Origin of the sequence: Aliiroseovarius lamellibrachiae, assembly GCF_018599245.1 — a bacterium.
In the GTDB taxonomy this organism is placed as follows: Bacteria; Pseudomonadota; Alphaproteobacteria; order Rhodobacterales; family Rhodobacteraceae; genus Aliiroseovarius; species Aliiroseovarius lamellibrachiae.
The window spans coordinates 65,759-86,577 of the sequence record NZ_JAHEVJ010000010.1; the positions used below are offsets into that span (position 1 = coordinate 65,759).

Annotated in this window: 21 protein-coding genes; 10 read left to right on the top strand and 11 right to left on the bottom strand. The window is 56.8% G+C overall.

What is annotated here, in order from left to right; translation table 11 throughout:
• The first annotated feature begins 80 nt into the window (after window positions 1-80).
• Window positions 81-371, top strand: a complete 291-nt coding sequence (locus KKW20_RS15700; RefSeq protein ID WP_214568858.1) for an SCP2 sterol-binding domain-containing protein — start codon at window positions 81-83, stop codon at window positions 369-371.
• Window positions 372-413: 42 nt separating this feature from the next.
• Window positions 414-1,394, top strand: coding sequence for an alpha/beta fold hydrolase (locus KKW20_RS15705; RefSeq protein WP_214568859.1), 981 nt, complete (start codon window positions 414-416; stop codon window positions 1,392-1,394).
• A gap of 15 nt (window positions 1,395-1,409) precedes the next feature.
• Here the strand turns inward: KKW20_RS15705 and pgi are convergent, their stop codons facing one another.
• From pgi to KKW20_RS15750, 9 genes are all read right to left on the bottom strand, one after another.
• Window positions 1,410-3,014 (bottom strand): glucose-6-phosphate isomerase, encoded by a 1,605-nt coding sequence (gene pgi / locus KKW20_RS15710; protein ID WP_214568860.1) that lies wholly within the window; start codon window positions 3,012-3,014, stop codon window positions 1,410-1,412.
• Between the two features lie 7 nt (window positions 3,015-3,021).
• Window positions 3,022-3,696 (bottom strand): 6-phosphogluconolactonase, encoded by a 675-nt coding sequence (gene pgl / locus KKW20_RS15715; protein WP_214568861.1) that lies wholly within the window; start codon window positions 3,694-3,696, stop codon window positions 3,022-3,024.
• Window positions 3,693-5,147 (bottom strand): glucose-6-phosphate dehydrogenase, encoded by a 1,455-nt coding sequence (gene zwf, locus KKW20_RS15720; protein WP_214568862.1) that lies wholly within the window; start codon window positions 5,145-5,147, stop codon window positions 3,693-3,695. The genes pgl and zwf overlap by 4 nt, the downstream gene beginning before the upstream one ends.
• A 133-nt stretch (window positions 5,148-5,280) precedes the next feature.
• Complete coding sequence (speB, locus tag KKW20_RS15725; protein ID WP_214568863.1) at window positions 5,281-6,246, bottom strand: agmatinase; 966 nt, start codon at window positions 6,244-6,246, stop codon at window positions 5,281-5,283.
• A 114-nt stretch (window positions 6,247-6,360) separates the two neighbouring features.
• Window positions 6,361-6,924, bottom strand: a complete 564-nt coding sequence (locus KKW20_RS15730; RefSeq protein WP_246534649.1) for an HNH endonuclease — start codon at window positions 6,922-6,924, stop codon at window positions 6,361-6,363.
• 360 nt (window positions 6,925-7,284) lie between these two features.
• Window positions 7,285-7,980, bottom strand: a complete 696-nt coding sequence (locus tag KKW20_RS15735) for an alpha/beta hydrolase (RefSeq protein ID WP_214568864.1) — start codon at window positions 7,978-7,980, stop codon at window positions 7,285-7,287.
• Window positions 7,980-8,609, bottom strand: coding sequence for a DNA-3-methyladenine glycosylase family protein (locus KKW20_RS15740; RefSeq protein WP_214568865.1), 630 nt, complete (start codon window positions 8,607-8,609; stop codon window positions 7,980-7,982). Before KKW20_RS15740 ends, KKW20_RS15735 begins: the two co-directional genes overlap by 1 nt.
• A complete protein-coding gene (cobK, locus tag KKW20_RS15745) occupies window positions 8,602-9,354 on the bottom strand; it encodes a precorrin-6A reductase (protein ID WP_214568866.1) in 753 nt (250 codons plus the stop codon). The genes KKW20_RS15740 and cobK overlap by 8 nt, the downstream gene beginning before the upstream one ends.
• The gene (locus tag KKW20_RS15750) at window positions 9,351-10,403 is read right to left on the bottom strand and encodes a cobalt-precorrin-5B (C(1))-methyltransferase (RefSeq protein ID WP_214568867.1); all 1,053 of its coding nucleotides are present in this window, start codon (window positions 10,401-10,403) and stop codon (window positions 9,351-9,353) included. The genes cobK and KKW20_RS15750 overlap by 4 nt, the downstream gene beginning before the upstream one ends.
• Before the next feature lie 158 nt (window positions 10,404-10,561).
• On the opposite strand from KKW20_RS15750, the gene cobA reads away from it, so the two are divergent.
• From cobA to KKW20_RS15770, 4 genes are all read left to right on the top strand, one after another.
• Entirely contained in the window at window positions 10,562-11,443 is an 882-nt protein-coding gene (cobA, locus tag KKW20_RS15755) for a uroporphyrinogen-III C-methyltransferase (protein ID WP_214568868.1), read from the top strand.
• Window positions 11,443-12,756, top strand: coding sequence for a cobyrinic acid a,c-diamide synthase CobB (locus tag KKW20_RS15760; protein WP_214568869.1), 1,314 nt, complete (start codon window positions 11,443-11,445; stop codon window positions 12,754-12,756). Before cobA ends, KKW20_RS15760 begins: the two co-directional genes overlap by 1 nt.
• A 68-nt stretch (window positions 12,757-12,824) precedes the next feature.
• Window positions 12,825-14,048, top strand: a complete 1,224-nt coding sequence (locus KKW20_RS15765; protein WP_214568870.1) for an MFS transporter — start codon at window positions 12,825-12,827, stop codon at window positions 14,046-14,048.
• Window positions 14,048-14,851: a hypothetical protein gene (locus KKW20_RS15770; RefSeq protein WP_214568871.1), complete on the top strand. Its 804-nt coding sequence runs from the start codon at window positions 14,048-14,050 to the stop codon at window positions 14,849-14,851. Before KKW20_RS15765 ends, KKW20_RS15770 begins: the two co-directional genes overlap by 1 nt.
• 23 nt (window positions 14,852-14,874) lie before the next feature.
• Here KKW20_RS15770 and KKW20_RS15775 read toward each other — a convergent pair whose 3' ends face one another.
• Window positions 14,875-15,156 (bottom strand): hypothetical protein, encoded by a 282-nt coding sequence (locus tag KKW20_RS15775; protein WP_246534650.1) that lies wholly within the window; start codon window positions 15,154-15,156, stop codon window positions 14,875-14,877.
• A 41-nt stretch (window positions 15,157-15,197) separates the two neighbouring features.
• Window positions 15,198-17,996: a [protein-PII] uridylyltransferase family protein gene (locus KKW20_RS15780; protein WP_214568872.1), complete on the bottom strand. Its 2,799-nt coding sequence runs from the start codon at window positions 17,994-17,996 to the stop codon at window positions 15,198-15,200.
• A 119-nt stretch (window positions 17,997-18,115) separates the two neighbouring features.
• Between KKW20_RS15780 and KKW20_RS15785 the strand changes: the two genes are divergently transcribed.
• The 4 genes from KKW20_RS15785 to KKW20_RS15800 all read left to right on the top strand — a co-directional run bounded on the left by KKW20_RS15785 (window position 18,116) and on the right by KKW20_RS15800 (window position 20,781).
• A complete protein-coding gene (locus KKW20_RS15785) occupies window positions 18,116-18,586 on the top strand; it encodes a YbaK/EbsC family protein (RefSeq protein ID WP_214568873.1) in 471 nt (156 codons plus the stop codon).
• 182 nt (window positions 18,587-18,768) lie between these two features.
• The gene (locus tag KKW20_RS15790) at window positions 18,769-19,269 is read left to right on the top strand and encodes a DUF2852 domain-containing protein (protein WP_214568874.1); all 501 of its coding nucleotides are present in this window, start codon (window positions 18,769-18,771) and stop codon (window positions 19,267-19,269) included.
• Between the two features lie 75 nt (window positions 19,270-19,344).
• Window positions 19,345-19,803: an RDD family protein gene (locus KKW20_RS15795; protein ID WP_214568875.1), complete on the top strand. Its 459-nt coding sequence runs from the start codon at window positions 19,345-19,347 to the stop codon at window positions 19,801-19,803.
• Window positions 19,804-19,950: 147 nt separating this feature from the next.
• Window positions 19,951-20,781 carry an arginyltransferase gene (locus KKW20_RS15800; protein ID WP_214568876.1) on the top strand — a complete coding sequence of 277 codons (831 nt, stop codon included), beginning with the start codon at window positions 19,951-19,953 and terminating at the stop codon, window positions 20,779-20,781.
• Window positions 20,782-20,819: the final 38 nt, after the last annotated feature.

The following is a 20,819-nucleotide window of genomic DNA, read 5'->3' on the forward strand; positions in this document are numbered from 1 at the left end:
CCGTTTACGTCCGCGTAAAGCATGCGTTAGCATTCTGCACCTACACATCGCCCAATCTGGGCCTAACAGGAGGACGACACGTGAGCGACGTGATCACCGCGGCAGTGGCCGCATTGAATGAAAAAATGTCAGGTGGATTTGATGCAGGATCCGCAAAATTCGTGATCGAAGGCGAAGGCGGCATTGTCGTGGATGGCGATGGCGCCCGCGCAAGCGACGACGACGCCGACGTGACCCTGACTGCGGCGCCTGACGTGTTCGAAGATATGATGGCCGGAAATCTGAACCCGACCACTGCCTTTATGACCGGTAAACTGACCGTCGAAGGCAACATGGGCCTGGCGATGCAGTTGGGGGCCGTTTTGGGATAACCCCCCGAACAATCTTATGAAAAACGACGAAAAGTGACCAAAATGCAAGATGCCCCACTATTTCATGAAATCACCAAAGGCCCTGACACCGGCAAGGCCTATTGGGTGACCGCGTCTGATGGGGTGCGCTTGCGCATGGGGCACTGGCCGAACTCAAGCAACGGGGCGGATCCATCCTCCCCGTCGCGCGGCACCATTTTACTCTTTCCCGGCCGCACGGAATATATCGAGAAATATGGGCTGATCGCGTCGGATCTTTGCGCGCTTGGCTACCATGTCCTGACCGCCGACTGGCGCGGGCAAGGGTTGGCCGATCGCCCTGATCAAGAACGCGTGCTGGGGCATGTGGGGCACTTTGACGAGTATCAGCTTGATGTGGACGCGATGGTTGATCTAGGCCGCAAGCTGAACTTACCCGAGCCATGGACGGTGTTGGGACATTCCATGGGCGGCTGTATTGGCCTGCGCTCGTTGTATAATGGGCTCCCGGTGAAATCTGCGATTTTTTCGGCGCCCATGTGGGGCATTTCCATGGCCCCGCCCTTGCGCCCCATTGCCTGGAGCCTGGCTTGGGCGCTCCATAAAACACCCTTGGCAACCTCTCTCTGTCCCGGCACCAAACGCGAAACCTATCTGTCGATTTCCCCATTTGAAGACAATATGTTAACCACTGATCCCGAGATGTATGCCTATATGGCGGATCAGGCCAAGGCCCATCCCGAACTGACCTTGGGTGGGCCAACTGTCGGCTGGCTTTATGCCGCGCTGCGCGAGACACAGGACCTGATGTCCCGCCCCGCCCCAGCCACGCCAGCGGTGAGCTTTTTAGGCACGCAAGAACGCATCGTGCAACCCGGCCCAATCCACAACCACATGGCAAAATGGTCCAATGGCGAGCTGGTTTTGGTGCCCGGAGCAGAGCATGAAGTTTTGATGGAATCCCGTGACATTCGCCAACGGGTCTATGACGCATTGGACCGTCTGGAAACCGACATCCCAACGGCCGACCCGGTGTCCGCATAGCCCTTTGGACAGGATTTACGTTAAATAATCAACAAGTTGCTGGGTAGACCCATCAAGATCTGCTGGGGACGCTTCGCCGTTCAGGACCGGCTCTAATGCGGTTGCCAAAACCTTGCCCAATTCGACGCCCCATTGGTCAAAGGAATTGATCCCAAGGATCACCCCCTCAACAAACACGCGATGCTCGTAAAGCGCCACAATCTGCCCCAACATCCGCGGGGTCAGCTTGTTGTAAAGCAATGTGGTCGAGGGACGATTGCCGGGAAAAACGCGGTGCGCAGCTTGGCGCTCCAACTCATCGCCCTTTAACCCGGCCTTCTCCATCAAATCACGCGCGACCTCAACCGATCGCCCAACCATCAACGCCTGTGACTGCGCAAGGCAATTGGCGGCAAGCAGACGGTGTTGATGAGCCAGCTCAGGTTCATGCCCTTCGCGCGCCAACATAAATTCACACGGAACAATCTCCGTGCCCTGATGGATCAGCTGATAAAACGCATGCTGCCCATTGGTGCCGGGTTCGCCCCAGACAACCGGGCCTGACACAACGGACAACGGCGTGCCGTCCATCGCAACCCGCTTGCCGTTGCTTTCCATTTCCAACTGTTGCAGATAGGCAGGAAGACGTACAAGCCTTTGATCATAAGGTAAAACTGCGCGGGTAGGATATCCACAAATCTGGTGATGCCACAGTCCAACCAGGGCCAGCATCAAGGGCATATTATCGCGCCCCTTGGCAGACCGGAAATGGGTGTCCATCGCTCGCGCACCATCCAGCATGTCACCGAACCGATCAGGCCCAATTGCGATCATCAGTGACAGACCAATGGGCCCCCACATGGAATAACGCCCGCCAACCCAGTCTTCGAACCCAAAGACCCGCTCGCGCGCGATGCCCCATTCGCCGGTCTTTTCTTCGTTAGAGGACAAGGCCACAAAATGCAGCCCCGCCGCCGCCTCGCCCACCTGCGCCGCAATCCATTTGCGTGCAGTTTCGGCGTTGGTCATGGTTTCAATTGTCGTGAATGTTTTTGACGCCACAATGACCAGCGTGTCAGCCGGGTTCAAACCCGCCAATGTGTCGGCAATATGCGCGCCGTCGACATTAGAAACAAAATGCACACGCGGGCCGTCATGGTAGGGTGACAAAGCACGAACCGCCATAGCGGGACCCAAATCAGATCCGCCAATGCCGATATTCACCACATCCGTGAAACGCCCGCCCGACGGCGTGCGCACCTGCCCTTTTCGCAGCCGAACGGCAAAATCCCCCATCCGCTTCAGGCTGTCTTGCACGCCAGGGATCACATCTTTGCCCTCGACGATAATCTTTCGCGCGGTTGATGCCCGAAGAGCCGTGTGCAACACCGCGCGCCCTTCGGTTTCGTTGATCGCCTCGCCTGAGAACATCGCCTCTAGCCGGTCGGTCAACCCCGCCTTTTGCGCCAAGTCCAACAGCAGCGTGACAGCCCGATCATCCAGCGTGGTTTTCGACCAGTCAAAGAGCATATTTTCCGCTTGGGTGGAAAACGCCCCTGCCCGCTTTGGATCCTCAAATAAATCCTCGATACGGCGGGGTTGAATATCGGCCCAATGTGCGGCCAGCGTTTCAAAACTCATATTTTCCTCATTCCGCCCAATGGACGTTCATGTCTTGCAGCACCGCCTTGACCGGCGCGTCCTGCGCGTCATCGGCCTCAAGTGCGCCGGCCAGGGCGGCTCGTTTTGCGGCCCCTTTTATCACAAGATGTTTGCTCAGCGCGGAATTGATCGCCCGTGCGCTCAACGTCACCCGAGGCTCGCCCGCGCCTTCGGCTTGCATGGACAGCACCGCTGGCGCGTTGCGCGACAACGCTTTGGTCAGATTGTCCGCGCCCGGAAACAGGCTGGCCGTGTGCATGTCTTCGCCCATGCCAAGCAAAACCACCGACAGGGGCAATTTCGCCTCAACCCCTTGGGACAGCGTGGTTAAAGCCGCATCGTCCAACGGTCCAGCCCGATAAAGCGGCACCAGATTGGCCGCCGCCGCGCGGTTGGTCAAAAGCCGTTTCCGCAGTAAAGCGGTGTTCGAACGCGGATTGCTTTCAGGCACCCAACGCTCATCGGTCAGCATCACATTCACCCGCGCCCAATCCAGGTCAGCGGCGCAAAGCGCGTCAAAAACCGGCCCCGGCGTGGTGCCCCCCGGCACCGCCAGGCTCGCGGTTTTACTGTGATCAAGAACGGACACCAATTCAGAGGCGATGACATCCGCGAGATCCAGCATCATCATGTCTTGGTCGGGATATTCTCTCAGGTTCATTCGCGCAACTCCCGCCAGCGACGGCCATCTTTATGCAACAACATCAACGCCTCTTCTGGCCCCGATGAAAACGCGTCATAGCCATGGGGTGTGTCGCGCCGGTCTTGCCAGCCTTCGATGATCGGATCTGTCCACGCCCATGCGGCCTCGACCTCATCCCCGCGCATAAACAGCGTCTGGTTGCCACGGATCACATCCATGATCAGCCGTTCATAGGCGTCTGGCACGTCGGCGACCTCTTCCCCAAGGGCTTCGGCAAAGGTCATATCCAGCGGCACGTCGATCAGACGCATGCCCCCCGGCCCCGGTTCTTTGATCGTCACCTTCAGATCCATGCCTTCGTTCGGTTGCAGGCGAATCGAAAGTTCATTTGCCGTCTGGCCGGTGTCCTCTTCAAAAATCGAATGGGGAGGTTCTTTAAAGCGCACCACAATTTCGGACATGCGCGCGCGCAGACGTTTTCCGGTGCGCAGGTAAAACGGCGTGCCGTTCCATCGCCAGTTTGAGATATGCAGCTTCATCGCCACAAAGCTCTCGGTCTGGCTGTCCGTCGCCTCGGCATCCTGAATATAGGACGCGATGTCATCGTTTCCGCGATACTGTCCGCGCACCAGATCGTCCGGCTCGACCGGGTCCAACGCCCTGATGACTTTTAACTTTTCATCGCGCACCGCGTCGGGATCAAATTTTGATGGCGGTTCCATCGCGGTGAGGCACAACAGCTGCATCAAATGGTTTTGAACCATATCCCGCATCGCCCCTGAGCGGTCATAATAGGCGCCCCGCCCGGCCACACCAACGGTTTCGGCCACGGTGATCTGGATATGATCCACATATTGCGCGTTCCAAAGCGGTTCAAACAACATATTTCCAAAGCGCAGCGCCATCAGGTTCTGCACCGTTTCTTTCCCCAGATAATGATCGATCCGATAAATCTGATGTTCGGTGAAATGCTGTGCCAAAGTGGCATTGAGGTCGCGCGCACTGTCCAAATCATGGCCAAAGGGTTTTTCCACAACAATGCGTGCTTCATCACCGGCGATTGCGTTTGATTTCAGGCGCTCAGCAATGGGGCCAAACAGACTCGGGCCAACGGAAAAGTAAAACGCCTGAACCACATCCGGGCGCATCAGCCCCGCAAGATCGCCCCACCCTTGATCCCCCAACGCATCCACCGCCACATAAGACAGGCTGTCGAGAAAGGGGGTCAGGATTTTGGGGTCACATTTCTGTTTCGGCACGAATTCCCGCACCGATTGTTCCACGAAATCGCGAAATTCCTTGGTGGTCATATCAGAACGCGCCGCACCGATGATGCGCGCGTCAGGTGGAATTTGCCCATGTTTGAAGCGCCGGTACAAACCGGGCAGGATCTTGCGGCGGGCCAGATCCCCGGTCCCCCCGAAGATCACCAAATCAAAAGGGTCTACTGGAATGACACGCGAAGCCATGGTTCTCTCCATTTGATGTTAGCGCTAACGCTTCCTGTTGCCCGCGTACTTACCCCACCGCGCAATCAAAGTCTAGCATAGCTTTGGACGGGCAAAGGATCAAACCCCCGCCCTCCATTTTAACGTATATATATCAGGGTTTTGGCGCCATGACACACAACAGTTCAAACATGATCGACGCCCCAAGGTACGCGGTGGCGCCCGAGGCATCAAACGGGGGCGACACCTCTACCAGATCCGCGCCAATAATATTCAAGCCAGCCAATTCACGCACCACCTGAAGCGCTTGATATGAATTTGGTCCCCCCACCTCGGGCGTCCCCGTGCCAGGGGCAAAGGCCGGGTCAACAAAATCAATATCATAGCTGACATAGGTTTCCTGGGATCCGACGATACCACGAGCTTCGGCCATGACATCTTCGACACCGCGCGTGTGAAACTCCTCAATCCCGATCACACGAATGCCCACAGACTCGGCAAAATCCCGATCCTCGCTGTCATATGCGGTGCCGCGAATGCCGATCATCACCACCCGCTTGGGATCTAATAGCCCCTCTTCCACGGCACGGCGAAACGGGGTGCCGTGGGTGTACATTGTACCGTCAAAATACGAATGAAACAGGTCCGTATGACTGTCAAAATGCACCATGCCGACAGGGCCATCCTTGGCCAGCGCGCGCAAAATCGGCAGGGTACACAGATGATCCCCTCCGCCCGTCAATGGCCGAATCCCCGCCGTTTTTACCCGTGTGTAAAACGCGGTCATGCGTTGCAAGCTGTCCATGACATCCGCCGGGTTCGGTGCGAAATCCCCCAGATCAGCACAGTTCATCGCCTCAAAGGGGCGCACGCCCGTGGCCCCATTTTGCGCGCGGATCATCGTCGACATATCACGCAATTGCCGGGGACCATGGCGCGGACCGGGACGATTTGTGGTGCCCCCATCCCACGGCGCGCCGATCAAACCGATATCGACATCACCAAACCGGGGATGATCAAAATCCACATGCGGCAGGCGCATAAAGGTTGGCACGCCAGCAAAGCGCGGCAGGACAAAGCCGGAAATGGGCGTGAAAAAGTCATCTGATGTACGGGGCATGGTATCCTCCTGTTTCACCTGTGCAAATGAAATGACACAGAGTTTTCACCACGCTAGCAGGCGCATTGCCCGTCGTCATGCCCGGTGCGACATTATCATGTCATAAATCAGTGATTACCCTTCAAGCTCCGTATCCCAATACAGAAAATCCATCCAAGTCCGGTGCAATCTTTCACGCGGATGGGGCAAACGGCGCGCCACGGCATCAAGTTCATGCGCCGTGGGTTCATAGGGGGCGCGCCGCAATTTCATCCCCGCCTGTTCCGGCGTGCGATTGGCCTTGCGCACATTGTCGGCCCCGCAACAAGTGGCAATGTTGTGCCAGTTTGAGCCACCATTTTTGCTGCGCGGCACCACATGATCAAAGGTCAGATCACGGATGTCGAATTGCTCGCCACAATACTGACAACGAAATTCATCGCGCAAGAACACGTTGTACCGGGTAAAGGAGACGTTTTTCCGTTTTCGGTAGCGTTTCAGCGCAATCACGGAGGGAACTTCGAACGCTTGCGTGGCGGAATGCACCACCACATCCTCATAGGTGCGCACCTCAATCACCCGATCTTGCAACACAGCGACCAAAGCGCTTTGCCAGCTCCAGATCGACAAGGGCGCATAACTCAGCGGCTGCATATCGGCGTTCAAAACCAGCGTGCGCATATGTGTCATAGCATTCATGATGCCCCCCCGGCCAGCGGGCCAAAACACTTGATGGGCGCAATAAAAAAGCGCGTGAAATTCACGCGCCTTTGCAACTTAAATCCATGAGATACGGTCATACTTGGCCACATGACAAAGGGGCGAAACTCGCCCACCGTATGTCGCCAATTGTCTCGTCTGAAATCGCCATCCATTGTGACAGTTTCCTCGCCCTGCAATTTCCTGTCGCGGCAAACACCGCGACCCAAACGGGGCGAGAGCTTTCGCCCCATCGCATAGGTTAACTATATATGGGATAGCCAACCAAACAACCCCCTAGATAAGGGGTTGCCTTAGGCATAATCGGGTCAGGTGACAGGGATGTGACGGATACGAGCGTTACTCTTCGCCTTCATCCCCCATTTGCATCTTTTGAATGCCAAGCTTGTCGAGCATGAATTGAAGCGCCACGGACAGACCCTCCATATCAATGCCGTGGCCCGTGCCTTTCATGATGTAGCCATAGGTTTCAAACCCATTGGCCTCAAGAATTTGACCGCTTTCGGTGAAATGAGCAGGCGGCACCATGTCGTCCTGATCCCCATGCACCAGCAACACCGGCGGCTTAGAAACAACATGATCAGCGAAATCATCCGGCTCAAGCATACGCCCGGAAAACGCCACCAGACCAGCGACAGGTTCAGCACGGCGCGGCAAAACACGAAGCGACAACATCGTCCCTTGAGAAAAGCCAAAAACAATGAGTTGCGAAGGGGTTATCCCCTCTTCCTTCAGCACATTATCAAGAAAATTGTTGATGTCGGTATCCGCCATCTCGATCCCGCGCAGACTGTCTTCCTCAGATGATCCGTCCAGCCATGGAATAGGAAACCACTGATATCCCATCGGGTTGTTCACGCATTTTTCAGGCGCGTCAGGCGCGATAAAGACCGTGTCGGGCATATGCTCAACCAACGGGTCAGACAGGCCCAAAAGATCCGCGCCATCTGCGCCGTAGCCATGCAAAAACACCACAACCGATTTGGTTGTGCCCGAAGCCGCAGCGCGGCGTTTTGCATCCAAAATGCGAGTCATCAACGGATCCCTTCTCTCTTTTTGATAGTGCGGTAATAGGCCCACAAGAGCCGCGCCGCAACGCCCCGCCACGGCGACCACGCGTCAGACATCACGCGCATCTCGCGCGAGGTTGGGCGCGCAGGCAATGAAAACAGCACTTTCGCCGCCTCTTGCAGGGCCAAATCCCCAGCTGGAAAAACATCGGCACGACCCAATGAAAACAGGGCATAAATTTCGGCGGTCCATTCGCCAATGCCCGACACAGCGGTCAGGATTTTCATCACCTCATCTGTGGGCATGCCCCGTAAGGCCGGGTAATCAATACCGGCCCGCGCCAGCGCATGTGCATATTTAATCTTTGGCCGCGACAGGCCCAACGCGGCCAAATCGGCGTCACTGGCCGCAGCCACGCGGTCAGCCGCGGTCATCTCGGCCCCCTCAATCCGGGTCCAAATCGCAGCGGCGGAGGCGGTTGAAACCTGTTGGCCGATGATCGCGGAAAACAGCGCCTCGAACCCATCCCCGCGCAGGCGAAGTGGAATTTCGTCAATCGCCTCAATCACCTGCAAAAATCGTGCGTCTTGCCCAACCAACCAATTGGCCCCTTCGCGCAAACAATCTGGGCCAAGGATCACACGTTCATCCATTCTGACGCTCCACCAATTCCGCCACCCAGGTCAAGGCGTCAGCCACATTCTCCACGGTTGGCGCATCGGGGCCTTGCGGCCGGTCGATCATCGCCACAGACAGCCCCAGCGCGCGCGCGGCATCCAGCTTTGCGCGCGTGGCCCCACCCGCGTTCTTCGCCACGATCCAAGTGATTCCTAGCTCATGAAACAGGGTGGTTTCCGCATCCTTAGAAAATGGAGGGCGCCCGATGACCCATCCCCCAGACAGGGGAAATGGCTCTGGTCCCGCCTCTATGCGCCGACAAAACAGCACCCGCCCCGGCAGCGCCTGTGCAATATCGTGACTATGGCTACCGGTTGTTAAAAAAACCTTTTCTCCCAAGGGCATAAGGGATGACAATTCCTCAACCGTTGCAACAGGGTGCCAGATCTCATCCGGGTTCGGCGCCCATTCTGGACGATTAAGACGCAGATAGGGGAGCGCCAGTTCCTGGCAAATTTCATGGCTGCGGTGGGGGATCTTTTTTGCAAATGGATGGGTCGCATCAATCAGCATATCAAAGCTTTCGCGGCGCATATACTCAACCTGCGCCTGTCGCCCGCCAAACCCACCGCGTCTGGTAGGAACAACCAGCGATTTTGGTGCCGCAGTCACCCCCGCCAAAGAGGCCACAACCTGATGGCCCGCTTGTACCAGGCCTTTCGCCACCCCCCGCGCCTCTGCCGTTCCGGCCAGCAAAAGGATCTTTAACCCGCCGTTCATTTTGCCCGCGCAATGACCGCGCCGTTGCGGTCAATCACCACGACATCTGGCACACATGGCGCATCACGCAGGAAAAACCGAACCTGATCCAAAGCCCTGCCTGCAACCATTTGAGACATGTATTTTCCATGCTTTTCAAGAACTTGAAGGGCAGTATTCATATGTCGAACAGTCTCATCGCCCAACCATTCTGCCAACAGATCAAAATCCACCTGACTGCGCCCGGAATGCAAATCCCGCGCCCCTTGGGCCAATTTGGTCAGCTTACCGATACCACCACCAACCGTGACACGATCCACCGGGTGACGGGCGAGATATTTCAACATGCCCCCGGCAAAATCGCCCATATCAATCATGGCCCCTTCGCTAAGATCATAAAGCCCCTGAACCGTTGCTTCGGAGGTGGCGCCGGTACAGCCCGCGACATGAGTTAATCCCGTCGCGCGGGCCACATCAATGCCGCGGTGAATGGATGCAATCCACGCCGCACAAGAAAACGGGCGCACAATGCCTGTGGTGCCAAGGATTGACAGCCCGCCGACGATTCCAAGTCGGGGATTCCATGTCTTTTGCGCAAGCGCCTCACCATTTGGCACAGAAATTGTCACATCAAGATCGGGGGCGCGACCAAATCGCTCACTCGCGGCCTCGATCACGCCGGTAATCATCTGGCGCGGCACTGGATTGATCGCGGGTTCGCCCGCTGGGATTGGCAGCCCCGGTTTGGTGACCATCCCCACGCCCACCCCCGCCAGGAAGCGAATGCCTTGCCCGGGTTGGCCGCTGCTGACGCGCGACAGGATGAGCGCACCATGGGTTACATCCGGGTCGTCGCCTGCGTCTTTTATCACCCCCACCTCGGCCCAGTTTTCACCGTGTCGGGTTATGTCCAACGCAAACTCAGGGGTTTCACCTTTTGGCAAGGTAATCACAACACGCTCTGGAAACGCGCCCCCCCACAGCCGTTCAATCGCAGCACAAGTGGCGGCGGTGGCACAGGCACCCGTGGTCCAGCCACGGCGCAATTGGGGGGCGTCAGGTGATGTCATCCGGGCGACTATAGCCCCGCGACCGGCCGCCGCCAATCACCCTTTCACGCGCTTTGCCAAACGTTTGCGACCTTATTTGCCCCAAACGCTTCGCAGGTTTTTCGCCAAATGTCGCAACCTGACTTTCCCACGCCCGCGACGCCGCCTATAAGGCAGGCATGCAAGAGACACACACATATGCACCCGCGCTTCCCGCCTCTGACTGGCCCGCCTCTGACTGGCCTGAGTTTAAACCCGGCTGGGTTTGGTTGGTGGGGGCTGGCCCCGGTGACCCCGGCCTGTTGACGCTGCATGCATTAAATGCGTTGAAACAGGCGGATGTGATTGTCTATGACGCGCTGGTGCAAAAAGTTATTCTGGACTGGGCGCGCCCGGACGCCGAAATTGTCTATGCAGGCAAACGCGGCGGCAAGCCATCGGCCAAGCAACGTGATATTTCGCTGCAATTGGTGGATTACGCCCGCGCGGGCAAACGCGTGTTGCGCCTGAAAGGTGGCGATCCCTTTGTGTTTGGGCGTGGCGGCGAAGAGGGGCAGACCCTTGTGCAACACGACATCCCCATTCGCATCATTCCCGGCATCTCGGCGGGCATTGGCGGGTTGGCCTATGCGGGCATCCCTGTGACGCACCGCGATGTGAACCAATCCGTGACCTTTGTGACCGGGCATGATCAATCAGGGGCCACGCCCAGCTCGCTTGACTGGGCCGCGATTTCCAAAGGATCCCAGGTGCTTGTGATCTATATGGGCATGAAACATCTGGACCGCATTCGGTCTGCGCTGCTGTCTGCAAACCGGCCCGAGGAGGAGCCTGTGGCGATCGTTTCAAACGCCACAACGCCTGAACAAAAAGTGCTGGAAACCACGCTTGGCACCTGTGTCGAAGATGCAGAGGCCCAGGGGTTTGGCCCACCTGCCATCATCTGTATTGGCCGCGCGACAATGATGCGTCAGGCGCTGGATTGGCAGGCCATTGCCCGAGGGGAGCCACCACGTAACACAGACCCATTGGGGCGTGGTCGCCCCGCCGAGGATCGGTGATGCCATACACTGGTACATCGCGCGGTTTGATCATCGCGGCGCCCTCCTCCGGGTCGGGAAAAACCACACTTACCCTTGGTATTTTACGCGCATTGACCAATCAAGGCGTGGCAGTGCGCGGGGCAAAATCAGGCCCCGATTACATTGATCCCCGTTTTCATGCCGCCGCTTGCGGGCGGGAATGTGTGAATTTGGACGCTTGGGCGATGTCGCCAGATCGTCTGCGTCGCCTGGCGACATCCGGTGACGATGCCGAAGCGAGTGCGGGCGACGATCTCTTGATCATCGAAGGGGCGATGGGTCTTTTTGACGGCGCTCCGCCTGTTGGAAAAGGCGCCACGGCGGACCTTGCGCGCCAATTGAACCTGCCGGTTGTGCTGGTGGTGGATTGCGCCCGGATGGCACAATCCCTGGCACCCTTGGTGGCGGGATTTGCCGCCCATGACCCTGATGTCCGGGTGGCTGGCGTGATCCTGAACCAAATCGGCAGCGCCCGACATGAGGCGATGCTGCGCGGAGCCATGGCCCGTATCAACCTGCCTGTGCTGGGCGCGGTGTATCGTCAGGATCAAATGACCCACCCGTCACGTCACCTGGGATTGGTACAGGCGGGAGAGCACCCCGATTTACAAGCCTATCTCGACCGGGTTGGCGCGGCCGTCACGGAAGCGGTTGATCTTGAGGCATTAACGTCGCTGGCGGCGCCGCTGCCCACGGCAGGCAAAGCCCCACAACTGACCCCGCCCGGATCGCGGATCGCTGTGGCACATGACCGCGCTTTTGCCTTTGCCTATCCGCATATTCTGGCCGATTGGCGCGCGGCAGGGGCTGAGGTTTTGCCCTTTTCACCGCTTGCGGATGAGGCGCCAGATCCTGACGCTGATTTCATTTTTCTACCTGGTGGCTATCCTGAATTGCACGCGGCCCAATTGGCTGCGGCCAAGACGTTTAAATCGGGGATGCGTGGCGCCACTTGTCCGATTTATGGCGAATGCGGGGGGTTTATGACCCTTGGACAAACCATTGTAGACAAAGAGGGAATTTCCCACGACATGTTGGGTCTCTTGGCATTGGAGACCAGCTTTGCCACCCGAAAATTGCATTTGGGGTATCGTCAAGTCATCGCCCATGATGGCCCTTTTAAGGGGGTGTGGAACGCGCATGAGTTCCACTACGCCACCATATTACGTGCTGAAGGTACACCGTTGTTTGAGGCAACAGATGCCGAAGGTCAGACCCTTGTGCCGATGGGATTGATCCAAGGCAACGTGTCGGGCAGCTATGCCCATCTCATCGACAAAGATGCGCCATAAGCAAGACCAATCCCCTGCATCACGAAATTTGATTGGTGCACAGGTGAAACGACGGATACGGATGCAGCATGACGCATATGAACGCCCTTCCCGCTGACAACAGCCGCGCAAAGCGCAATGTGACCATCCTTGTATTGGCGCAGGCCATTCTTGGGGCGCAGATGCCGATGATTTTCACCATGGCGGGGCTTGCGGGGCAGTCTTTAGCCTCTAACATTTGCTGGGCGACCTTGCCAATCTCGCTGATGGTGGGCGGGTCGATGTTTTGGGCAAACCCGGTCAGCTGGGTGATGCAGACCTTTGGCCGTCGTATTGGCTTTTGGCTGGGAACACTCGGCGGATCCGTGGGGGCGGCAATCAGTGCATATGCGCTGTCTCAAGCCGATTTCACCCTGTTCCTTGTCGGCTCCTTCATCATGGGGCTTTATCAATCGGCACAGGGGTTTTACCGCTTTGCCGCCGCCGACACCGCCACGCCTGAGTTCCGCCCCAAGGCGATTTCTTATGTGATGGCCGGGGGGCTGGCCGCGGCCGTGATAGGCCCGCAGCTTTTCAACCTTACCAATGACATGATGGTGGTTCCCTTTATGGGGGCGTATGTGGCGGTGATCGGCATCAACCTTGTTGGCTCGCTCCTGTTCTTTGGGCTAGACATTCCAAAGCCTGAGAAACCCCACGCAGATGCCCCCAAAGGCCGCACTCGGTTAGAGTTGTTGCGTGACCCGGTGATTGCCGTCGCGATCATCTGTGGCATGGTGTCTTATGCGTTGATGAACCTGGTGATGACCTCAACCCCACTGGCGGTGGTTGGCTGTGGGTTTGAAACCGATATGGCCGGGAATATTGTCACTGCACATGTGCTGGCAATGTTCATTCCCAGCTTTTTCACCGGTCATTTGATTGCCCGCTTTGGCACCCGAAAGGTGATCGCTTTGGGCCTGACCATCCTTGGCCTTGCCGGCATTATTGCCCTGCAAGGGGTTGAGCTTGAGAACTTCTTTCTCGCGCTCGTCATGCTGGGCCTTGGTTGGAACTTTGGCTTTATTGGCGCCACCACGATGCTGTCCGGCGCCCACGCGCCAGAAGAACGCGGCCGCGTACAGGGCATGAACGATATGATCGTGTTTGGTTGTGTGACTGTGGCGTCCTTGGCCTCGGGCGGTTTGATGAACTGTTCTGGCGGCAGCGCGGTTGAGGGCTGGTCCGCCGTGAACCTCGCCATGGTGCCCTTCTTGGCGCTGGCTGGCGCGTCGCTGATCTGGTTGATGCTGCGCCCGCGTGATGAGATTTGATGTTCAAACGCGCTGCAAGACATACGCGGCTGTGGCTGTTTATTGTCGTTTGTGGCCTACCGGACCTCGCCATATCTGGGCAGACAGGGGTTGCAAAATCTCTTGAAGAGAGATCGCCGCGCGTGAGCGTTCGTCGCGACATTCCCATGAAGGACCTTTTGCCCGGCTGCATTCCAAACCCCGATAAACTCCCCTGTGGAAAGATGAGAACAATTTTGTTTCAGGGGCCATTTGAGTACCCACAGGAAAAGGCGGTCCAGTTAGGTCTGGAAGGCTTGCCTTATAGCTATGTTAATGTGGCATGGTATTGGTCAAATCGAGATATAGACCAATGGAAATGTACACCCGAAGTATTTACGGAGTTTCGCGATTGGTACAGTGCCACTGCAGCCGCTTCTTTGACAAGTGATTGGTATATTTCACTGCTACCAAACGAACCAAGTCGCTGCCTGTTTGCCTTTCCGCCTAACGAGCAAAACAACGGGGATGTGTTTGTGGTTTATTCGCAGGGGAAAATTCTAGGGCGGCTAAGTTGCAGTACATTTAGGGCATTCCCCAATCCGCAATGCGAATTGAAGTTTACTTACCAAAATGTGTTTTGGGCAGATTTAGGGCGTTTTCCACGCGCCAGCGCCGAGCTTGTGCTAAGCAACCTCCCCCACATTGTCGCCACCGCAGAACAGAGCTTTGCGCGTGACGTAGATGTGCCGTTACATTCACAGACCACAACTGACGCGGTGCATTTGGATGAGACCGCCAAGGTGCGTATTGGTGAGATCAACCGTGAATTCAAAAAACGTTGAAAGGGCCATGTTGCGCCGGGCTATTAACCGCCGATAACCCGTGACTTTCGCCCACCTCGCCGTTTCGCCTCGCCTTCCGGCGCGTCTAGGGCCGCTTGCAACACGCCGGTCATGGGATGGTCGGGCGCGGCGTTTCCATAAGCTTCGATCAGCAACTTGATCCGCTCGGCCTGCGGCATCTCATGATCTTCAAACAGCGCCCAGTCCAGAAAAATTGACCGGCATTCCTCTACCCGAATACCCTCAATCAAATAGCTGTCTTTGATCAGCCCGCGTTTGTCGATTTCTGCAATCATATCGCTCATCTTTTCTTCCCTTTCCCCCACTTTGAACACCTTTTGTGTCCTTAGGACGGAGGCGCCGCGAGCACTTGTTCAATCGCCGCAGCCGCCAGTTTTGCCTTCTGCTGCAGATCGCGAATAAGATCATCTTCGCTTTCCGCCCCAGTTTCACGCAGCAGTAAATCCTGCCCACCCTGCCCCACATCCTCAAGATCCAATGGCGCATCGCTGAGCAGTTTTGACGCTGCCTGCATACGCCACATTAGATCGTGACTGGCCGCCATCGCTTGACCTTGCGCGTCAGAGAACCATCCAATTGCGACCCCTTGGGCGATCTGATCACTTGGGGTACGCGCTGTGTCTGGCGACAGTAAAGCGGCGGCTTGGGCGACCAGCTCCACATCTTGCAAATGCCCAACGCCCAATTTCGCCTCTAGTGCGCCGCGTCCTTCGCCTTTGGCCGCAGCCAATTTTTCGCGCATGTCCTGCACATCGGTGATGACCTTGGCGGGGTCGCGATCAAAGCACAACACCTCTTGTCGCGTGTCCTCATAGGCTTGTGCCAGATCACTTGGACCCGCCACAACACGGGCGCGCGTTAGGGCCAAATGCTCCCACGTCCACGCCTCAACCCTTTGGTATTCCTTGAAACTTTCGATAGAGGTCGCCACCGGGCCTTGCCGACCAGAGGGGCGCAGGCGCATGTCAATTTCATAAAGCTTGCCTTCCGCCATAGGCGCGGACACCGCTGTCACAAAGGCTTGTGTTAAGCGCGCGTAATAGGGCTTTGTGGCCAAGGGGCGGCGCCCCTCAGACATATCTTGTCCATCGGCGTCATAGATCACAATCAGGTCGAGGTCTGATGTGGCCGACAGCGACCGCGCGCCCAGGCTGCCCATACCAACAATCACCGCGCCTTTGCCCGGAGGCGGTCCGTGTTTGGTTGAGAAATTTTCAATAACTTCGGGCCACAATCCCGAAATCACCGCATCCGCAAGGTCGGTATATTGCCGCCCAGCCTCTCGTGCATCCACCAAACCACGCAAAAAATGCACCCCAATCCTAAAGTGCCATTCCTTCATCCAACGCCGGGTTGTGTCCAGTTTCGCCTCGTAATCGGGCGCATCTTTCAAACGGGTCGAAAGACCATGAAGCAGCGCATCTGCCCCCGGCCAAGGTTCAAAAAATCCCCCACCAATCACCGCGTCCAACACCTGCGCATTATGACCCAAATAGGCCGCAAGCGCTGGGGCCGTGGCGGCGATATCAACGATCAAATCCACAAGCGTTGGGTTGGCTTCAAACAGGGAAAACAGCTGAACACCAGCGGGCAAACGCTTTAGAAACCCATCAAATTGGATCAGCGCATCATGTGGCCTTGGGGCTGCGGCCAGCCGCGCCAGTAGATCAGGTTTTAGCCGGTTAAAAATCTCAACCGCGCGCGAGGATCGCAGACAGGAGTAACTCTCCCATTTTGCGACAATCTCCGCCTCATTTTCCGTAAGCTCTGGTACGGATTTCCCACCATCCTCGGGTGCAAAAAAGCCCTCGGTCACCTCATGAACTTCGTCCAATGCCGTGTGAATGCGCGTCTTAAGCGCGTCCGTGTCCCCCTCGCCCATCATCCGCGCCAAGCGATCAAACTCCTCATCGGATGAGGGAAGCTTATGGGTCTGTGCGTCGCGAAACATCTGAACGCGGTGCTCCACTTCGCGGTGGAAACGGTAGTGGTCCGTCAAGATCTCTGCGGTCTCAGGCGGGATCCAATTTGCAGTCGCAAGGGCCGCGAGCCCCGGCACGGTGCCGCGTTCACGCAGGCTCTCATCACGTCCCCCTGCAATGATTTGCCGGGTCTGGGTGAAGAACTCAATCTCACGAATGCCACCACGCCCAAGCTTCATATCATGCCCCGGCAGGGTGATTTTGCCATGCAAGCCCTTATGTGCCCGGATCCGTAACCGCATGTCGTGGGCATCCTGAATCGCTGCAAAATCAAGGTGTTTGCGCCAAATAAAGGGCCGCAGACGTTTCAAATACGCCTCCCCCGCCGCAAGATCCCCACCGCAAGGGCGCGCCTTGATATGCGCGGCCCGCTCCCATGTCCGGCCCAGGCTTTCGTAATAGCGCTCTGCCGCTTCCATCGACACACAGACCGGCGTCACCGAGGGATCCGGTCGCAGGCGCAAATCAGTGCGGAATACGTAACCATCCGCCGTCAGTTCTGACAACATCGCGCTCATCCGGCGGGTGGCGCGAATGAAGCTCGACCGGGCCTCGTGAAAATCATCATCCGAGAATTTGCTGTCATCAAAGAGCATAATAAGGTCGATGTCAGAGCTGTAATTCAGCTCTCCCGCGCCCATTTTCCCCATCGCCAGCGCCACCATGCCCCCCGCTGTCTCAATGTCATCTTCGCTCACACCGGGCAGCTTATTGCGGCGCACCTCTTGCCCCACTTGAAACTTCATGGCCGTGTCGGTGGCATATCCAGCAAAATCCGTGAGCGCCCCGGTGACCTCTTCCAAGGTCCAGACCCCAGCAAGATCAGCCAACCCCGTCAAAAGGGCAACGCGCTGTTTGGCAATGCGAAGTGCGGATCTAAGCGCGCTGTCACTGTCGCCAGTAATGTCCGCCATGGCACCCGCAAACGCCGCTTCGGGACTTTGGGACAGCGCGTCGCGCAACCAATCCGCCTGTTTCTCCATCAACCCCTTCAAATAAGGAGAGCACCCAGCCCCCCCCGTTAAAACATCCCGCACATCAGCAGCAACATCGCCAAACTGCGCAGCGATATCGCCCGCGGGATCAGGGTCGTAAGCGATGGGCGTTCGGGTGATGCGGGCGGCGAATGGTTTATGGATCATAGGCCAAAAATGCGCCGGGGGTGCGGGCGGGTCAACCACCCACTGACCCCTGCGACAATCAGGTTGCTTGTTTTGCCGATGGGACCATATGTTAGTCGTGATCTTAACAAGAGGCGACCATGTCAAAGAGCTTAAAACGGGTGCGTGCAGCGTTAGAAGCGGCCGAAATGAATGTGGACATTCTGGAAATGACCGAAGGCACACGCACGGCGGCAGATGCGGCGAAAGCAGCAGGGTGCCATCTTGACCAGATCGTCAAATCCATCATCTTTAAAGGCGAGGCCAGCGGCGCAGCTGTGTTGTTCTTAACCGCAGGCGGCAATCAGGTGGATAGCGAAAAAGCCGCAAAACTGGCTGGCGAACCCTTAGGCAAAGCGGATGCGGGGCTGATCCGTGCCCAAACCGGCTTTGCCATTGGTGGGGTGGCCCCCATCGGGCACCTCTCGCCGATCCGCGCCTTTTACGACGCGCGATTGATGGCGTTTGAGACGGTCTGGGCCGCAGCAGGCACGCCGCGTCATGTGTTTGAGGCCCCACCACACGCGCTGATAACAGCCAGCGATGCATGCCCCGGTGATTTCACCGTCTAAAGCAGCACATCCAGAGAAAATCGAAGGGACCGCCCCTTCCGACAATTTTTTTCGTTTAAATACAGTTATATAAAAAATAAATGTAAAAAACATTCACATACACTCTTGCAGCCACCACCCCAAACACCCAAATGCTGTAATGTGAAAGGCATTCACATAAACATCAAACACGGAGAACCATCATGACCATCGCCGCCCAACCGCAAATGTCAAACACCCCTCAGGGCTGGCTGTCACGCGCAGAGCACTGGCTGGACCAACGAGGCAAAGGCGCCTGGATCGCTGCCATGGTTGTGTCCTTCATCTTTGTCTGGCCCATCGGCCTTGCCCTTCTTGCCTATATGATCTGGAGCAAACGCATGTTTTCAAAATCCTGTTCACGTCGTAACCACAGTGGCTTTACCGGCGATCAGCGTTACGCCCGCCGCCATGGGTTCCGCAGCTCAGGCAACACGGCATTTGATTCCTATAAAGCCGAAACCCTGCGCCGCTTGATGAGCGAGCAAGACGCCTTTGAGGCCTTCTTGGAACGTCTGCGCGCCGCCAAAGACAAGTCAGAGTTTGACCAATTCATGGATGATCGTGCAGAGACCGCCAGCCAATCGCGTGCGGATGTGGAAGACATCGACGATACGACAGATGATGGCGAACTGCTTGACGAGCCGAAGAAATCGGACAAATAAGCCCTGTCCCCCGCCCCACTGGTGCCTCGCCAGTGGGGAATTTCCCAACAAGACCTGACAAAGAGATCCAAGCCAATGTCGCGCACCCTTGATGCCCTTTGGGGTCTTCCTGACCCGGAAACCCAGCCCGAGTTTTACGACCACGTTGCCATGAAACGTGCGTTTGCTTGGATGATTGATGCCGGGTTGATCTTTGCACTGACCCTGATGATTGCGCTCCTGACCTTTGGAATAGGTTTCTTTGTCTTCATTCCCCTGTGGCTGGTGATGGATTTTCTGTACCGGATGATCAGTGTCAGCAATCGGTCCGCAACACCGGGCATGCGCCTTATGGCGATTGAGTTGCGCACTGGCCGCGGCGAACGCTTTGACGTCCCCACCGCCTTTTTTCACGTCGCCGGCTATTACATCACAATGATGACCGTTATTTTACAGGTCTTGTCGATCGCAATGTTGTTCAGCACGGCCCGACGCCAATCTCTGACCGATATGTTCCTTGGAACCGCAGCCATCAACCGATTTGCCACAAGCTGACCCCGTGGGGTCAGCCCATCCCACAGCATATCCCAAAGCATTTCCGCAGAAATCCCCACGGGCGTTTACCCTTTTCTCTTAAGGGGCTTGAAGGATGAGGGTCTGAAGCGTTACCTTTTTGGAAACCATGATCAACATCGGATCCCTATGCGCCATTCATTGCCTCTTGCCCCGCAGTTCTACGTGACGGCTCCTCAGACGTGCCCCTATTTGGACGACAGGCAAGAACGCAAGCTGTTCACCGCGCTGCAAGGTGAACATGCAAACAAGCTGAATGACACACTTTCCAAACAAGGGTTCCGTCGATCGCAAAACGTGCTTTACCGCCCGTCATGTGCCGAATGCAACGCCTGTATGTCCGCGCGGATCCGGGTGGCCGACTTCACCCCAACCAAAAGCCAAAAGCGCACCAGTAAGAAAAATGACTTTCTGAACCGTCGCGCCCGTGCCCCCTGGGCCACAGAAGATCAGTTTGATCTGTTTCGCACCTATCTTGACAGTCGCCACGCGGATGGCGGCATGGCGGATATGGATGTGTTTGAGTTTGCCGCGATGATCGAAGAGACCCCAATCAAAACGCGTGTCATAGAATATCGCCCCACAAGTGGTGAAAGCAAAGGCGAACTGACCGCGGTTTGCCTGACCGATGTGCTCGATGATGGGTTGTCGATGGTCTATTCCTTTTATGACCCTACCCGGCGAGACCTGTCGCTTGGCACCTATATGATCCTTGATCACATCGATCTGGCCCGCGAAGTTGGGCTTCCTTACGTCTATCTTGGCTATTGGGTGCCCGGCAGCCCGAAGATGGATTACAAAGCCAAATTCGCAGCCCTTGAGATCTATAAAAACGGCACTTGGGTTGATTTGGAGCATGTGCAAGACCACGAAGATGACATGCACCCCCTGTCGACCGATCCGATTGCAGAACAGGTTGCGGGGATTGCGTTGCCTGATCTTGGCGCCATCGAAACCTGATTTTCGGCACTGATTTCTCAAGACTTAACGCATTTGAA

Excerpts from the sequence above, each read along its gene's own strand:
- KKW20_RS15705 (WP_214568859.1), top strand. The coding sequence starts at position 414 with ATGCAAGATGCCCCACTATTTCATGAAATCACCAAAGGCCCTGACACC.
- pgi (WP_214568860.1), bottom strand. The coding sequence starts at position 3,014 with ATGAGTTTTGAAACGCTGGCCGCACATTGGGCCGATATTCAACCCCGC.
- pgl (WP_214568861.1), bottom strand. The coding sequence starts at position 3,696 with ATGAACCTGAGAGAATATCCCGACCAAGACATGATGATGCTGGATCTC.
- zwf (WP_214568862.1), bottom strand. The coding sequence starts at position 5,147 with ATGGCTTCGCGTGTCATTCCAGTAGACCCTTTTGATTTGGTGATCTTC.
- speB (WP_214568863.1), bottom strand. The coding sequence starts at position 6,246 with ATGCCCCGTACATCAGATGACTTTTTCACGCCCATTTCCGGCTTTGTC.
- KKW20_RS15730 (WP_246534649.1), bottom strand. The coding sequence starts at position 6,924 with ATGAATGCTATGACACATATGCGCACGCTGGTTTTGAACGCCGATATG.
- KKW20_RS15735 (WP_214568864.1), bottom strand. The coding sequence starts at position 7,980 with ATGACTCGCATTTTGGATGCAAAACGCCGCGCTGCGGCTTCGGGCACA.
- KKW20_RS15740 (WP_214568865.1), bottom strand. The coding sequence starts at position 8,609 with ATGGATGAACGTGTGATCCTTGGCCCAGATTGTTTGCGCGAAGGGGCC.
- cobK (WP_214568866.1), bottom strand. The coding sequence starts at position 9,354 with ATGAACGGCGGGTTAAAGATCCTTTTGCTGGCCGGAACGGCAGAGGCG.
- KKW20_RS15750 (WP_214568867.1), bottom strand. The coding sequence starts at position 10,403 with ATGACATCACCTGACGCCCCCCAATTGCGCCGTGGCTGGACCACGGGT.
- cobA (WP_214568868.1), top strand. The coding sequence starts at position 10,562 with ATGCAAGAGACACACACATATGCACCCGCGCTTCCCGCCTCTGACTGG.
- KKW20_RS15760 (WP_214568869.1), top strand. The coding sequence starts at position 11,443 with ATGCCATACACTGGTACATCGCGCGGTTTGATCATCGCGGCGCCCTCC.
- KKW20_RS15765 (WP_214568870.1), top strand. The coding sequence starts at position 12,825 with ATGACGCATATGAACGCCCTTCCCGCTGACAACAGCCGCGCAAAGCGC.
- KKW20_RS15770 (WP_214568871.1), top strand. The coding sequence starts at position 14,048 with ATGTTCAAACGCGCTGCAAGACATACGCGGCTGTGGCTGTTTATTGTC.
- KKW20_RS15775 (WP_246534650.1), bottom strand. The coding sequence starts at position 15,156 with ATGAGCGATATGATTGCAGAAATCGACAAACGCGGGCTGATCAAAGAC.
- KKW20_RS15780 (WP_214568872.1), bottom strand. The coding sequence starts at position 17,996 with ATGATCCATAAACCATTCGCCGCCCGCATCACCCGAACGCCCATCGCT.
- KKW20_RS15785 (WP_214568873.1), top strand. The coding sequence starts at position 18,116 with ATGTCAAAGAGCTTAAAACGGGTGCGTGCAGCGTTAGAAGCGGCCGAA.
- KKW20_RS15790 (WP_214568874.1), top strand. The coding sequence starts at position 18,769 with ATGACCATCGCCGCCCAACCGCAAATGTCAAACACCCCTCAGGGCTGG.
- KKW20_RS15795 (WP_214568875.1), top strand. The coding sequence starts at position 19,345 with ATGTCGCGCACCCTTGATGCCCTTTGGGGTCTTCCTGACCCGGAAACC.
- KKW20_RS15800 (WP_214568876.1), top strand. The coding sequence starts at position 19,951 with ATGCGCCATTCATTGCCTCTTGCCCCGCAGTTCTACGTGACGGCTCCT.